Annotated in this window: 12 protein-coding genes and 1 riboswitch; of the genes, 4 read left to right on the top strand and 8 right to left on the bottom strand. The window is 72.4% G+C overall.

Annotation, left to right across the window (positions count from 1 at the left end):
* Window positions 1-349 precede the first annotated feature (349 nt).
* On the top strand, window positions 350-610 hold the full coding sequence (gene rpsT, locus ACFVYA_RS24280) for a 30S ribosomal protein S20 (RefSeq protein WP_013228460.1): 261 nt from the start codon (window positions 350-352) through the stop codon (window positions 608-610).
* Window positions 611-751: 141 nt separating this feature from the next.
* Here the strand turns inward: rpsT and holA are convergent, their stop codons facing one another.
* On the bottom strand, window positions 752-1,732 hold the full coding sequence (gene holA / locus ACFVYA_RS24285) for a DNA polymerase III subunit delta (protein WP_285985136.1): 981 nt from the start codon (window positions 1,730-1,732) through the stop codon (window positions 752-754).
* Between the two features lie 147 nt (window positions 1,733-1,879).
* Window positions 1,880-2,013, top strand: a riboswitch (SAM riboswitch).
* A gap of 13 nt (window positions 2,014-2,026) precedes the next feature.
* Here holA and thrC point away from each other — a divergent pair.
* Window positions 2,027-3,292, top strand: a complete 1,266-nt coding sequence (gene thrC / locus ACFVYA_RS24290) for a threonine synthase (protein WP_285985137.1) — start codon at window positions 2,027-2,029, stop codon at window positions 3,290-3,292.
* 39 nt (window positions 3,293-3,331) lie between these two features.
* Here thrC and ACFVYA_RS24295 read toward each other — a convergent pair whose 3' ends face one another.
* The 7 genes from ACFVYA_RS24295 to nadD form a co-directional block, all read right to left on the bottom strand.
* Window positions 3,332-5,698 (bottom strand): ComEC/Rec2 family competence protein, encoded by a 2,367-nt coding sequence (locus ACFVYA_RS24295; protein WP_387048130.1) that lies wholly within the window; start codon window positions 5,696-5,698, stop codon window positions 3,332-3,334.
* 835 nt (window positions 5,699-6,533) lie between these two features.
* On the bottom strand, window positions 6,534-7,256 hold the full coding sequence (locus tag ACFVYA_RS24300) for a helix-hairpin-helix domain-containing protein (RefSeq protein ID WP_387048132.1): 723 nt from the start codon (window positions 7,254-7,256) through the stop codon (window positions 6,534-6,536).
* A gap of 138 nt (window positions 7,257-7,394) precedes the next feature.
* Entirely contained in the window at window positions 7,395-8,252 is an 858-nt protein-coding gene (locus tag ACFVYA_RS24305; protein ID WP_285985140.1) for a DegV family protein, read from the bottom strand.
* A 4-nt stretch (window positions 8,253-8,256) separates the two neighbouring features.
* Window positions 8,257-8,985: a diglucosylglycerate octanoyltransferase gene (octT, locus tag ACFVYA_RS24310; RefSeq protein WP_285985141.1), complete on the bottom strand. Its 729-nt coding sequence runs from the start codon at window positions 8,983-8,985 to the stop codon at window positions 8,257-8,259.
* Window positions 8,986-8,988: 3 nt separating this feature from the next.
* A complete protein-coding gene (locus ACFVYA_RS24315) occupies window positions 8,989-9,603 on the bottom strand; it encodes a histidine phosphatase family protein (protein WP_387048134.1) in 615 nt (204 codons plus the stop codon).
* Window positions 9,600-9,995, bottom strand: coding sequence for a ribosome silencing factor (gene rsfS / locus ACFVYA_RS24320; RefSeq protein ID WP_003067112.1), 396 nt, complete (start codon window positions 9,993-9,995; stop codon window positions 9,600-9,602). The genes ACFVYA_RS24315 and rsfS overlap by 4 nt, the downstream gene beginning before the upstream one ends.
* A 60-nt stretch (window positions 9,996-10,055) precedes the next feature.
* Window positions 10,056-10,625, bottom strand: coding sequence for a nicotinate-nucleotide adenylyltransferase (gene nadD, locus ACFVYA_RS24325; protein WP_387048206.1), 570 nt, complete (start codon window positions 10,623-10,625; stop codon window positions 10,056-10,058).
* Window positions 10,626-10,821: 196 nt separating this feature from the next.
* Here nadD and ACFVYA_RS24330 point away from each other — a divergent pair, with 196 nt between their 5' ends.
* Together ACFVYA_RS24330 and ACFVYA_RS24335 are read left to right on the top strand one after the other, a co-directional pair.
* Complete coding sequence (locus ACFVYA_RS24330) at window positions 10,822-12,933, top strand: RecQ family ATP-dependent DNA helicase (protein ID WP_387048137.1); 2,112 nt, start codon at window positions 10,822-10,824, stop codon at window positions 12,931-12,933.
* Window positions 12,934-13,018: 85 nt separating this feature from the next.
* Window positions 13,019-14,305: an MFS transporter gene (locus ACFVYA_RS24335; RefSeq protein ID WP_387048138.1), complete on the top strand. Its 1,287-nt coding sequence runs from the start codon at window positions 13,019-13,021 to the stop codon at window positions 14,303-14,305.
* Window positions 14,306-14,316 lie beyond the last annotated feature (11 nt).

The raw sequence follows: 14,316 nt of genomic DNA on the forward strand, positions 1-14,316 counted from the left end.
CCGGGCGGGGCCGTCCCCGCGACCCCTCGGGGCCGCCCCCCCCCCCCCCACCCCGGTCCTCCAGGCTTTTGCCCCGTCAGATGAACGACCGGCCGTCCGGACCCGCCGATGGTGCCGCTCGGACCAGGCCCGCCGGTCCTGGTTGTGTGGTGCGGGTGGCTCGGACCGGCGACGGAACCCTAGGCACTGCCGTCGCCCACGGTACTCCCGGCTCCGGGCGCCGGCGGCCCGGCTGTTAAAGTTGTCGCTCGCTGCCCGTGCGGCATTCCGTCATGGAGGAAACCCGCTCTTCGAGCGGGGCCACTTCAGCGCGGCGGCGAATCTCACCGAGTGAAACAGGAGTTGCCCTATGGCCAACATCAAGTCGCAGATCAAGCGCATCACGACGAACGAGAAGGCGCGTCAGCGCAACCAGGCGATCCGGTCCTCGGTGAAGACCGCGATCCGCAAGGTCCGCGAAGCCGCCGAGGCCGGCGACAAGGCCAAGGCCGTCGAGCTGCAGCGCGACGCCGCCCAGAAGCTGGACAAGGCCGTCTCGAAGGGCGTCATCCACGCCAACCAGGCCGCCAACAAGAAGTCGGCGCTGGCCAAGCGCGTCAACGCGCTCTGAGCTGGTTGATTTCTGGGAAGGCCCCGGCTTCGGCCGGGGCTTTCTTCATGTCCGGGCCTTCGGTGTCCGGGCTCTTCTCGTCCGGGCTCTTGGTGTCCGGGCTCTTGGTGTCCGGGCCGCCTGTGTCCGGGCCCGCGGCGGTCAGCGGTCGCCCTTGGCCGCCGCCACCTGGAGGACCGCGCGCTCCAGCGCGTAGCCCGGGTCCGCCGCCACGCCCTTGACCTCGGCGTTCAGCCTGGCCACCACGCGCATTGCCGTGGCCAGGCCGTCCTGGTTCCAGCCTCGCGACTGGCCCTGGGCCTTGCGGATCTTCCACGGCGGCATGCCCAGCTCGCCCGCCATCTGGTTCGGGTTGCCCCGGCCCGCGCCGGAGACCCGGGCGATCGTCCGGACCGCGTCGGCCAGCGCGTCGGCGACCAGCACGTGCGGAACGCCCAGCTGCATCGCCCAGCGCAGCGACTCCAGCGCCGCCGCGCGATCGCCGCTGACCGCCTTCTCCGCGACGGCGAAGCCGGTGACGTCGGCGCGGCCACGGTGGTAGCGGCGGACCGCGTCGGCGTCGACGGAGCCACCCGTGTCCGCGACCAGCTGCGTCGCCGCCGAAGAGAGTTCCCGCAGGTCGGAGCCCACGGCGTCGAGCAGGGCGGCCACCCCCGCCGGGTCGATCTTGCCGCCCACCCGGCGCACCTCGTGGCGCACGAACTGCTCCCGCTCGGCCGGCTTGGTCAGCTTCGGGCACTCGGTGACCTCGGCGCCGGCCTTCTTCAGCGCCGCCGGGAGCGACTTGCCCGCCTTGCTGCGGCCGCCACCGGTGTGCACGACGACGAGCACGACCCCGTCGGCCGGGTCCTTCAGGTAGGCCGCGACGGCGTCGGCCAGCTCCTGCGAGATGTCCTGCGCCGACTCCAGGACGATCACCCGGCCCTCGCTGAACAGCGACGGGCTGACCAGTTCGGCCAGCTCGGGCGCTGTGAGATCGGACACCCGGACCCGGGTCAGCTCGGCGGTCGCGTCCATCGCGCGGGCGGCGGCGAGCGTCTCGCGGACGGCCCGCTCGATCAGCAGTTCTTCCTCACCCAGCACCAGGTGCAGCGGGGCCGGGGCGGTGGCTTGCGCGGTCACCCGTGAATCCTCTCACTCGCGCTCCGGTGCGCCCGCTCCGGTGATGTCGAGCGGTCACCGTGGCACGGCCCGAGCGCGATGTCGTACGGTATAGCCGAGGCAGCCCGCCCCGGACGATCCGGCGTGCGCGCACCGACAACTGAATACCGCTCATCCAGAGGGGCAGAGGGAACGGCCCGACGAAGCCCCGGCAACCGGCGTACAGCCTGTCATCCCGCGATCGCGGGGTAGCTGACGACCACGGTGCCAATTCCGGCCCGCTTCGGCGGGGCAGATGAGGAAAGGAACCTCGCGATGACCGCAACCCTCGGCACGACCTCCACCACGAAGACCCCGGATCTCGGTCCGGCCGTCGAACTGGTGTCGAAGGAAGAGGGCCACCGGCAGCCGCTCGCTCCGGAGTTCGTCTCCGCCGAAGACTTCTCGCCGCTCGAGGTCGCCTACGACTTCGGCCGCGTCCGCCGCGAAGACATCGAGGCCGGCCCCAAGAACATCTGGCGCTACAAGAAACTCCTTCCCGTTCCGTCCAACGTCGAAGAGATCCCGAACACCGAGCCGGGCGCGACGCGGCTGATCCGCGCCGACCGCCTCGCCAAGGAACTCGGCCTCAAGCGCGTGTGGGTCAAGGACGACACCGGCAACCCGACGCACTCGTTCAAGGACCGCGTCGTCGCCGTCGCGCTGGCCGCGGCCCGCGAGTTCGGGTTCGAGGTGCTCGCGTGTCCGTCGACCGGCAACCTGGCCAACGCGACGGCCGCCGCCGCGGCCCGCGCCGGCTGGCGGTCGGTCGTGCTGATCCCCAAGAGCCTCGAGCGCGCCAAGATCCTCACCACCGCGGTGTACGACGGCGACCTCCTCGCCATCGACGGCAACTACGACGACGTCAACCGCCTCGCCACCGAGCTCGCCGGCGAGCACCCGAAGTGGGCGTTCGTCAACGTGAACGTCCGGCCGTACTACTCGGAGGGCTCGAAGACGCTGGCCTTCGAGGTCGCCGAGCAGCTCGGCTGGCGCATCCCGCCGCAGATCGTCGTGCCGATCGCCTCCGGTTCGCAGCTGACCAAGGTGGACAAGGGTTTCCGTGAGCTGGGACAGCTCGGTCTCGTGGACGCCAGCCCGTACAAGGTGTTCGGCGCGCAGGCCACCGGCTGCTCGCCGGTGTCGGCCGCGTTCCGCGAGGGCCACGACGTCGTCCAGCCGGTGAAGCCGGACACGATCGCCCGCTCGCTGGCGATCGGCAACCCGGCCGACGGCCCGTACGTGCTCGACATCGTCAACCGCACCGGCGGCGCGATCGAGGACGTCTCCGACGAAGAGGTCGTCGAGGGCATCCGCCTGCTGGCCCGCACCGAAGGCATCTTCACCGAGACGGCCGGCGGGGTCACCGTCGCCACGGCGAAGAAGCTGGTCGAGACGGGCAAGCTGGACCCGGACGCCGAGACGGTGCTGCTCATCACCGGCGACGGCCTCAAGACCCTCGACGCGATCGAGAACCACGTGGGCCCCAAGGCGACCCTGCCGCCCTCGGCCGCGGCCGTGAACAAGGCCCTCGGCTACTGAGCTCCGGCCGGGGCGGGCCCACTCGGCCCGCCCCGGCGCTCAGCGGCGAGGCGGCCCGCGGGGCTCGCCGCGGCGGGATATTGCCGTGCCGGTGACCACTGCCGTGTCGCCGTCCACGTCGGTGCGGGTCACTCGTGCGCCGAGGGCCGCCAGGGTGTCCATTGTGGACTTACTGGGGTGCCCGTACGTGTTTCCCGCGCCGACGCTGACCAACGCCACCCGTGGGGCCACCGCCGCGAGGAACGACGGCAACGAGTAGCGGCTGCCGTGGTGCGGCACCTTCAGCACCTCCGCCTTCAGATCTCCGATGTCGGCCAGCAGGTCTGCCTGCGCGGCCAGTTCGACGTCGCCGGTCAGCAGGACCCGGCCCGCCGTCGTCTCCGCTCGGAGCACCACCGAGCTGTTGTTGATCGTCGTGCCGTCCTGCGGCCCGTCCGAGCGGGCCGGCACGTAGCGCGGGCCCAGGACGTCGAGCGCCAGGCCCGGCCAGTCCAGCCGCTCGCCCGGGTTCAGCTCCACCAGCGGCACCGCCCGCCGGGTGGCCTCGGCGGCCACCTGGCGCCACGCCCACCCCGGCGCCCGCCCCGGGCCGACGGCGATCGCGCCGACCGCCCGGCCGTCGAAGACCGAGGCGAGGCCGCCGATGTGGTCGGCGTGCAGGTGGCTCAGCACCAGCAGCGGGATCCGGTCGACCGCCAGCCGGTGCAGGCACTCGTCGACCGGCCCCGGCTCGGGTCCGGCGTCCACGACGACCGCCCGTCCCGGCTCGGCGGTGGCCAACACGACGGCGTCGCCCTGGCCGACGTCGCATTCGACCATTGCCCAGTTCCGCGGCGGCCACGCCGGCGCCAGCACCCGGACCGGCACGAACACCAGCAGCGCGCCGGCGACGAGCACCGCCATCAGTACCCGCACCCGCCGGTGCCGGACCGCGAGCACCAGCACCACGAGGACGGCAGCGGCCAGGAGACCACCCACCCAGCCACCGGGCCAGGCGATGACCGCGCCCGGGGCCCGCGCGCCGTGCCGGGCGACGGTGATCAGCCACCGGGCCTCCGGGTCGGCCAGGTGCACCAGGACCTTCCCGGCGCCCGGCCACCACGGGCCGGTGACCGTCGCCAGCACGCCGAGCACCGTCGCCGGGGCCACCACGGGCGCGGCGAGGACGTTGGTCAGCACCGAAACCAGGCTCACCGAACCCGCCATGCCCGCGAGCACCGGCGCCGTCACCAGGAAAGCCGCCAGCGGGATCGCCAGCCCTTCCGCGAAACCCGGCGGGATCCCGCGGCGGACGAGGGTGTCGGCCCAGCGGGGCGCGAGCAGGACCAGCCCACCGGTGGCGCCCACCGACAGCGCGAAGCCGAAGTCCGTGGCCATCGCCGGATCCGCGACCACCAGTAAGCACACCGCGAAGGCCAGCGCGGGCAGCGCCGAACCGCGGCGGCCCAGCGCCAGGGCCAGGAGCGCCACGGCCGCCATGACACCCGCGCGCAGCACGCTCGGCTCCGGGCCGACGAGGACGAGGAACCCGGCCAAGCACGTCCCGGCCGCCGCGGCCGACAGCCGGGGCCCGAGCCGGAACAGGCGCAACAGGAGCAGTACCGCCCCGCAGATCACCGCGAGGTTGCCGCCGCTGACCGCGGTGAGGTGCGTGAGACCCGCGGAGACGAACTCCTGCTCGACGCGCGGGGACAACGCGCTCGTGTCGCCCAGTACCAGTCCCGGGAGCAGGCCCGCGGGTTCCTCCGGCAGGGCCTGGCACAGGTCGTGGAGACCGGAACGCAGCCCGGCCGCAGCGCGCTGCCACCAAGGCGCCGGGCCGGTCTGCCCCGGCGGGCCGCGCACCGACAGCACCGCGACGGTCAGGTCCGAGCCGCGTGGCGGCATCAGCAGACCCGTCGCAGTCACCTCTTGGCCCGGCAGCAGCGACGCCCACTGCGCGACCGGGGCCAGCAGCAGGACGCGGCCGGAGGAGGCGACCGGTCGTCCGTCGACCGACGCTGTACGCACGTCGGCGGCGAGGACGACGGACCGGGCACCGGCCTGCCGGTCGGCATACCCCGCGCTGCGCACGGGTTTCGGCCGTTCGGCGACGACGACCCGCAACGCCGCCGGCAGCCCTTCCGCGGCGGCGGCGCGAAGTGGGTCGCTTTGGGCTTCGCGGATCCGCCAGGAGATCGGGCCGGCGGCGAGGAGGCCCAGGATCAGCAGGGCTGCCGCCGCGTCGCGCACCCGGGGCCTGCCGCGGGCCCGCCACAGCACCAGCCCGGCGAGCACCGCCGCCCCAAGGCCGGCGGCGACGGCCGTCCACCAGCCGAGCAGCAGGCCGGCCAATGCCGCCAGCCAGCAGGCCACTGCCGCCGGGACGAGCCGCATGTCCTGGCGGGTGTCGGTGACTGTGTTCATGCCGGGGCCACCTGCTTCCGCGAGCCGGCGAACTCGCCCGGGTCGCCGGCGGGTGCCACTGCAGGCCTGGGATTGGTTACGAGGGAAGTTCTCATTCGAGCTTTACCTGCTTCCGCCTGCGAACGAAACCGCCTTCGTCTGTGCCGTCGGCACACGGCCGTCGGGAAGCCTCGCCCGACCGCCCCTCTTCCCGAGACGAGTGGACCGGCCTGCGGTTCTCGCGGGAGAAGCCGCATATCCCGTCGGGGGTCGACTACGGGGAAGGCACTCATCCGACCGCCACCCCTCCAGCGACGAACGGGCCGACTTGCGCCCACGCCACCAAACCAACCGCAGCGAGCCAGGCAGCCGCCATCGGAAACCCGCCCGATCGCTACCCATGCAGCGACAAGCGGGCTGGCCTGCGGTTCCCCGGGAGAAGCCGCAGATCTTGTCGGGGATCGGACGAGGAAGGCGCTCATCCGGCTGCCGCCTCCCCACAGCGAACGAACCGGCCCCACCTCGCCGGCACCAACTGCGGCGGGCAAGGCGGGCGCCATCGGAAAAGCCCCGCCCGATGGCGACCCCTCCCACGACGAACCAGCCGACCTTCGCCCGTGCCACCAGGAGGAGCCGCATATCCGGTCGGGGGTCGACCCCGAGGAAGGCACTCATCCGACTGCCCGCCTCGCACGCCCGGGCTCGCCTTCGCCCGTGCCACCAGGACCGACCGCAGCGGGCCAGGAACCCGCCATCGGAAAGGCCCCAGCCGATCGCGACCCCTGCTCGCGACGAATGGGGCCGGCCGTCGCGCGCGCTGCCCGGACTAGCCGGGTGGGGGACGTGGGGACGGCGCTCATCCGACCGTCACCTTCTCGCGCAACTTCTGGAACTTGCTTTCTCCTATGCCGTCGACGTCGCGGAGTTGCTCGACCTTTGTGAAGCCGCCGTGGTCGGTGCGCCACTGGACGATGCGCTTGGCCATCACCTCGCCGACTCCGGGGAGCGTGTCCAGCTGGTCCGCCGTTGCCGTGTTGAGGTCGACCTTTCCGTCGGTCGGCGGGGTGTCGGGAGCCGCCGGGGGCGCTGGGATGCCGACCGCCAGCTGCTCGCCGTCCGTCACCTTGCGGGCCAGGTTCAGTGCGCCGACGTCCGCTCCCGGCTCGGGGCCGCCCGCCGCTCGCAGCACGTCCGCCACCCGGGCGCCCTGGGGCACCGTGACCAGGCCCGGCGACCGGACGCGGCCGATCACGCTGATCACCAGACCTGCCGGCGGTGCGGCGCGCGCCTCCGCGCGTTTTTCGCTGGGCAGCGCGCTGGGCAGCGCGGGCGGTGGCTCGGGCGCCGGACTGCCGCCCACGAGCGCGACCGCGCCGAGGACGATCATCACGACCGCTGCGAGGACGCCGGCCAGTGCCCACCGGCGGCGGCCGGTACCGGCCGGTCCGCCCGGCAGCCAGCGCCGGATCAGCCGGCCGCCCGGGCCGACCGTGCTCGCATCGGGCGAGAGCTGGTCGGCCAGCCAGGAGAGCCGGTCGTTGACGGGAGAGCCCGGATCCCGGGCGGACTGCTCGAACACACGATCGACGTTAGGGCCCGCGGGGAGGCGTCCGACAGGGGTGGCGGCGCGTCCTGTGGACAACCGGGGTGTTGTGGATGGATTTCCGGGGCCGAGCCCGGGAGCAGGCGTTTCCGCCGTCCCCCGGTGGTACGGGCGCTAGCTTCGGGGCAGGACCGTCCGCTGGACGACGACCCCGAGCACCCCGGGACCCGTGTGCGCCCCGATCACCGCCCCCAGCTCGGAAACCACGCAGCCCGCCGAGCGCGGCACGGCCACTTCGAGCCGGTTCGCCAGCTCGACCGCCCGCTCCGGCGACGCGAGGTGGTGGACCGCCAGCTCGACGTCGTCCTCGGCCGCCGCCTGGGCCGCGAGCTCGACCAGGCGCGCGATCGCCCGGTTCATCGTGCGGACCTTCTCCAGCGGCAAGATCCGGCCTTCGGACATGTGCAGCACCGGCTTGACCGCCAGCGCCGTGCCCAGCAGCGCCGCCGCCGGGCCGATCCGGCCGCCGCGGCGCAGGTGGTCCAGGGTTTCCACGACGAACAACGTCGACGAGCAGCCGGCCGCCGTCACCGCGGCGGCCTCGACGGCGGCCGCGGAAGCTCCGGTGGAGGCGGCCGAAGCGGCGTGCAGCGCGGCGAACCCGAGCCCCATCGCGGTGGTCCGCGAGTCGACGACGCGGACCCGGTCCGGACCCACCTCCTGCGCCGCGAGCACCGCCGCTTCCCAGGTGCCCGACAGCTCGCGCGACAGGTGCACCGACACGATCGCGTCCGCGCCGTCGGCGAACGCCGCCTGGTACTCCTTGACGAATTCGGTGGGCGTCGGCCGCGACGTCGTGACGATCTTCCGCTGCTTCATCGCCTCCGCGACCGCCGCCGGTCCCGTCTCGACGCCGTCGAGGGAAACCACGCCGTCGACCAGGACGTGCAGGGGCACCACCCGGACCGCGTGCCGTTCGGCGAAGCCCTCCGGCAGGTGGGCGGTGGAATCCGTGACTACGGCGACCGACACGCCGTCAGCCTACGTGGCCGGGGGCGAGCACCGGCGCCATCAACACGGACATCGCGTCGCCCACCGCGGCGTGTCCTTTCCAGCCCCAGTGCATGCCGTCGGGGTTGCCTTCACCGCCGAGCACGTGCTCCCCGACGACCGCTTTGAGGTCCAGCAACGGAACTCCCGCTCGCGAGCTCCACGCCGCCATCGCCGCCGCCGCGGCCGGGCGCGCGGTGTGCACGCCGCCGTAGGCCGCCGCGCGGTGGACCGAGGGCAGCCAACCGAAGATCGGCAGCTCGGGCCGCAGGACGCGCAGCGCGCCCACGGCCGTGTCGAGGTACTGCACGGTGAGCTTGGCTGGCAGCACCGCGGGACGGCCGCGCAACGCCACCGCCAGCCGCGGTTGCGCCGCGAGGTAGGCCTTGCGCACGACGCGCCGCACCGGGTCGGGCCGCAGGTAGCGCAGCCCGGTGCGCAGGTAGGTCGGCAGCGGTGAGGGCAGCGTGTCCATGCTGCCGATCGCGAACACGACCGCGTCGACGTGGTGCAGGTCGGCCCAGACGCGCGGGTCGCCGGTCAGCGACCACCAGGCGTCCCTGGCGTTCCAGCCGATGCCCGCGACCAGGTCGGCGGTGCCACCCAACGCAGCGGCGGCCACGTTGGGCCACAGCCGCGGTTCGTCCGCGGCGCAAGGCCCTTCGGGACCGTGAAAGCTCAGCGAATCGCCGAACACCAGCAGGCGCGGCCCCATCGGCTAGCCGTGCATCCCCGCGTTGTAGGCGTGCAGCCGCCACTTCCCGTCGCGACGGCCCAGCTCGACCCAATGGCAGTTCGAGATCCCGCCGAGCGACGGCCAGGTCACGACCGGCAGGTCCAGCAGCCGCGCGGTCAGCGCGATGATCAGGCCGCCGTGCGCGGCCAGCAGCACCGTGTCACCCGCGTCGGAATTGGCTTGCTGCAGGTCCGTGACGACTTCGCCCGCGCGGTCGGCGACGTCGACCCGGTTCTCGCCGCCCGGCGGCGCCCAGGTCGCGTCGGTGCGCCAGCGGTCGCGTTCACCGGGGTAGGCCTGGTCGACCTCCTCGCCGGTGAGCCCCTGCCATTCGCCCAGGTGCGTCTCGCGCAGCCGCTTGTCGATCCGCAGCGGGACGCCGATGGCGTCGGTGAGCACGGTGGCGGTGTCGGTGGCCCGGCGCAGGTCGGAGGCGATGACGAGGTCCGGGGAGAAGCGGGCCAGTGCGGGCACCGCGAAGCGGGCCTGGTTCCAGCCGCGCGGGGTCAGCGCGGAATCCAGGTGACCCTGCATCCGCCCGGCGGCGTTGTAGTCCGTCTCGCCGTGACGCCAGAGCACCAGCCGCCGGGGGCTCATGGGACGTCCGGGTCCTCGTCGGCGGGTGGCTCCTCGAGACCGGCCACCTCGATGCGCGGGCAGTCCTTCCACAGCCGCTCGAGGCCGTAGAAGGTGCGCTCTTCGACGTGCTGGACGTGGACGACGACGTCGACGTAGTCGAGCAGGACCCAGCGCCCTTCGCGGGCGCCTTCGCGGCGGACCGGCTTGTGGCCGCTCTCCCGCAGTTTCTCCTCGACGTTGTCCACGATGGCGCCGACCAGGCGCTCGTTGGACGCGGAGGCGATGACGAAGGCGTCGGTGATGACGAGCTGTTCGGACACGTCCAGCACGACGACGTCGCTGGCCTTCTTGTCCGCCGCCGCGTGGGCGGCCGCTACGGCCAGCTCTCGAGCCTCGGACGTGGCTGCCACGGTGCTCCTTTTCCAGTTCGGGTTCGCCCGAGAAGGGTACCCGCAGGCACCGACAGCGCTTCAGTCGCTCTTCCGGTACAGGTCCTTCTTGGCGATGTAGCGGACGACGCCGTCGGGAACGAGGTACCAGACCGGCTCCCCGCGCTCGACCCGATCGCGGCAGCCGGTGGACGAAATGGCCATCGCGGTGACCTCGACGAGGCTCACCTTGCCGCTGGGCAGGTGGTGGGAGTTGAGCCGGTAACCGGGCCGGGTGACGCCGATGAAGTGCGCGAAGTCGAACAGCTCGTCGGCCTTGTGCCAGGTCAGGATCTGTTCGAGCGCGTCGGCGCCGGTGATGAAGAAGAGCTCGTCCCCGGGGTATTCGGCCTGTAGGTCGCGCAGGGTGTCGACGGTGTAGGTCTGGCCGCCGCGGTCGATGTCCACGCGGCTGACCGAGAAGACCGGGTTGGACGCCGTCGCGATCACGGTCATCAGGTAGCGGTCCTCGGCCCTGGTCACTTCGCGATCGGTCTTCTGCCACGGCTGGCCGGTGGGGACGAAGATCACTTCGTCGAGCCCGAACCGGGACTGGACCTCGCTGGCCGCGACGAGGTGGCCGTGGTGCACGGGGTCGAAGGTGCCGCCCATGACCCCGATCCGCCGTGGTGACATGACCGGAGAGCCTATACAGCGGACCGCCGCGAGTCCGGGTGCTGTTCGCCACCTCGCCCGACCGGGGAAACTTGTGATTCAGGTCACATTACGGCCCGTATCGGTCGCAAACTCTCCGTTCGCGGCGCCGCCGATTCCCGATCTGTCGGTGTCATGGGGTAGACGTGGGGACGTGGACACGACCAGCACCACCCCAGCCCTCCGCGACCGCGCCGAGACCCTCCTGCGGGCATTGGCCGGCGATGCGGCGAAGCTGCGCGAAGACCAATGGACGGCCATCGAGGCCTTGGTCGCGCAGCGGCGCCGCGCGCTGGTCGTGCAGCGCACCGGGTGGGGCAAGTCGGCGGTGTACTTCCTGGCCACGGCGTTGCTGCGCGAGCAGGGCAGCGGGCCGACGGTCATCGTCTCACCGCTGCTGGCGCTGATGCGCAACCAGATCTCGGCGGCGGCGCGGGCCGGCATCCACGCGGCGACGATGAACTCCGCGAACCCGCAGGAGTGGGAGCAGGTCCAGGCGTCCGTCGCGGCCGGCGAGGTGGACGTGCTGCTGGTCAGCCCCGAACGGCTGAACAACCCGGACTTCCGCGACAACGTGCTGCCGAAGCTGACCGCGAGCACCGGGCTGCTGGTGGTCGACGAGGCGCACTGCATTTCGGACTGGGGTCACGACTTCCGGCCCGACTACCGCCGCCTGCGCACCCTGCTGGGTGATCTGCCGGACGGCGTGCCGGTGCTGGCGACGACGGCGACCGCGAACGACCGCGTGGTCACCGACGTCGCCGAGCAGCTGGGCCTCGGCACCGGCGGGGACACGCTGGTGCTGCGCGGCAGCCTCGACCGGGAAAGCCTGCGGCTGTCGGTGTGCCGGCTGCCGACGTCGCAGGCGCGGCTGGCCTGGCTCGCCGAGCACCTGGCCGAGCTGCCGGGGTCCGGGATCATCTACACGCTGACCGTCGCGGCGGCGCACGACGTCGCGTCGCTGCTGAAGGACCGCGGCTACCCGGTGGCGGCCTACACCGGCAAGACCGACCCGGCCGACCGGCAGGCGGCCGAGGACGACCTGCTCGGCAACCGCGTCAAGGCCCTGGTCGCGACGTCCGCGCTGGGCATGGGCTTCGACAAGCCGGACCTCGGGTTCGTCGTGCACCTCGGGGCACCGTCGTCGCCGATCGCGTATTACCAGCAGGTCGGCCGCGCCGGGCGTGGCGTCGAACGCGCGGAGGTCGTGCTGCTGCCCGGCGAGGAGGACAAGGCGATCTGGGCGTACTTCGGGTCGCTGGCCTTCCCCGACGAGCTGCGGGTGACGCAGGTGCTGAACACCCTCGCCTACGCCGACCGTCCACTGTCGACGGCCGCGCTCGAGCCGTCGGTCGAGCTTTCCCGGTCCCGGCTGGAAATGGTGCTCAAGGTGCTGGACGTCGACGGCGCGGTCCGGCGCGTCAAGGGCGGCTGGCTCAGCACGGGCGAAGACTGGCAGTACGACCGCGGCCGCTACCAGCGGGTCGCGGAGGCGCGCGATCGCGAGCAGGCGGCGATGATCGGCTACCTCGCCACCGGCGGCTGCCGGATGGAATACCTGCGGCAGCAGCTCGACGACCCCGACGCGGCACCGTGCGGGCGGTGCGACAACTGCACCGGGCAGCACTGGGACATGACGGTGGCCGACGAGGTCGTCGACGCGACCCGGGAACGCCTGCAGCGGCCCGGTGTCGAGGTGGCACCGCGGAAGCAGTGGCCCACCGGCATGTCCTCTTTGGACGTTCCGGTGTCCGGCCGGATCTCGGCTGACGACCAGGCCGAGCCGGGTCAGGTGCTCGGGCGGCTGACCGACGTCGGCTGGGGCAACCGGCTGCGGGAGCTGGTCGGGCCGCAGGCCGAGGACGCCGAGGTCCCGGACTCGGTGTTCAAGGCGTGCGTGCAGGTGCTCGCCGGGTGGCAGTGGGCGCAACGGCCGGTGGCGGTCGTCGCGGTGCCGTCGTCCACGCGGCCGCAGCTGGTGTACAGCCTCGCGACCCGGCTGGCCGAGATCGGCAAGCTGGACTTCCTCGGCGCGCTCGACGCCGAGGGACCACCGCCGCGCCAAGCGAACAGCGCGCAGCGGCTGGCCGATCTGTGGCGGCGGATGAGCATGCCCGCGGACCTCGCGGCGGTCCTGCCGTCCGGGCCGGTGCTGCTGGTGGACGACGTCATCGACACCGGTTGGACGATGACGCTCGCCACCCGGCTGCTGCGGCGGGCCGGGGCGCCGGCCGTGCTGCCGTTCGCGTTGGCCAGCACGGCTTAGGAGAAGGGAGGACGGTCAGAACCTTTCGAACTGCGAACGGATGTGGCAAAGTCCCGTTCCACCTTCGGGTGACGTGGAGGCCGCCATGACCGAATCCGCCTTCCAGGTGTCGCAGCGCCACCGGCTGCCGGTGCGGAAGCTGTTCGCCGCGAGCGCCGGGAACGCGCTGGAGTGGTTCGACTGGACGATCTACGCGACGTTCAGCATCTACTTCGCCAGCGCCTTCTTCCCCGCCGGGAACGACACCCTGGCCCTGATCAACACGTTCGTCACCTACGCGCTCGCGTTCTTCTTCCGCCCGCTGGGCGGGGTCCTGCTCGGGCGCTTCGCGGACACGCGCGGCCGGAAGCCGGCCATGATCCTCACCATCCTGCTGATGGCGGGCGGGTCGGTGGCGATCGGGCTGCTGCCGACGTTCGCGCAGGTGGGCTGGCTCGCGCCGATCCTGCTGCTGCTCGCGCGCGTCGCGCAGGGGCTGTCGCTCGGCGGGGAGGTGTCGAACGCGTCGGCCTACCTGGGTGAGATCGCGCCGCCGGAGCGGCGGGGCCGGTACTCGGCGTTCTTCTACATCTCGACCGGCTCGGCGGTGCTCGTCGCGACCGTGCTCGGCTTCGTCCTGGCCCGGGCGCTGGACGAGGCGCAGCTCGCGTCGTGGGGCTGGCGGCTGCCGTTCCTGCTCGGCGGCGTCTTCGGCCTGGTCGGGCTGTGGCTGCGCCGCAGCCTCGCCGAAACCGAGCTGTTCGAGCAGACGAAGACCAAGGCACGCAAGCTCGAGCGGCCGCTGCTGACCACGCTGACCCACCACCCCAAGGCCGTCGGCAGGCTCGTCGGCTTCACGATGCTCTCGACGCTTTGCTACTACACGTTCTTCAGCGCGCTGACGTCGTTCGCGGTGAAGAACCGGCACGCGGACGCCGATGCGGTCTTCCTGGCGCTTTCGATCGGCACGGCGTTGTTCATCGCGCTGCAGTACCCGATGGGTGCGCTCGCCGACCGGGTCGGCCGGAAGCCGCAGCTGCTCGTCTGGTCCGGGGCGACCGCGGTCGTCGTCGTGCCGCTGTCCACTTTGATCGGTCCGGGCGTCGGCGGGCTGCTCGTGGTGTTCTGCGTCGGGCTCGGGCTGTACACGGCGATGACGTCGATCGCGCCGGCCATCATGAGCGAGCTGTTCCCCACCGAACTGCGCGGGCTGGGCATCGGGGCCTGGTACAACCTGACCGTCGCGATCTTCGGCGGCACCGCTCCCCTGCTCATCACCCTGTTCGGTGCCGTGTCGCAGACCCTCTACTTCTGGTACGTCGCCGTGGGCGCCGCGATTGCGTTCGCGGTGATCCTCACGCTGCCCGAAACGAAGGGCAGCGAGCTGCGGTAAACCCTTCGTCA

The sequence above is a fragment of the Amycolatopsis sp. NPDC058278 genome, assembly GCF_042881395.1.
Lineage (GTDB): Bacteria > Actinomycetota > Actinomycetes > Mycobacteriales > Pseudonocardiaceae > Amycolatopsis.

Coding starts and splice junctions, on each gene's coding strand:
- rpsT (WP_013228460.1), top strand. CDS start 350: ATGGCCAACATCAAGTCGCAGATCAAGCGCATCACGACGAACGAGAAG.
- thrC (WP_285985137.1), top strand. CDS start 2,027: ATGACCGCAACCCTCGGCACGACCTCCACCACGAAGACCCCGGATCTC.
- ACFVYA_RS24295 (WP_387048130.1), bottom strand. CDS start 5,698: ATGAACACAGTCACCGACACCCGCCAGGACATGCGGCTCGTCCCGGCG.
- octT (WP_285985141.1), bottom strand. CDS start 8,985: ATGGGGCCGCGCCTGCTGGTGTTCGGCGATTCGCTGAGCTTTCACGGT.
- ACFVYA_RS24315 (WP_387048134.1), bottom strand. CDS start 9,603: ATGAGCCCCCGGCGGCTGGTGCTCTGGCGTCACGGCGAGACGGACTAC.
- nadD (WP_387048206.1), bottom strand. CDS start 10,625: ATGGGCGGCACCTTCGACCCCGTGCACCACGGCCACCTCGTCGCGGCC.
- ACFVYA_RS24335 (WP_387048138.1), top strand. CDS start 13,019: ATGACCGAATCCGCCTTCCAGGTGTCGCAGCGCCACCGGCTGCCGGTG.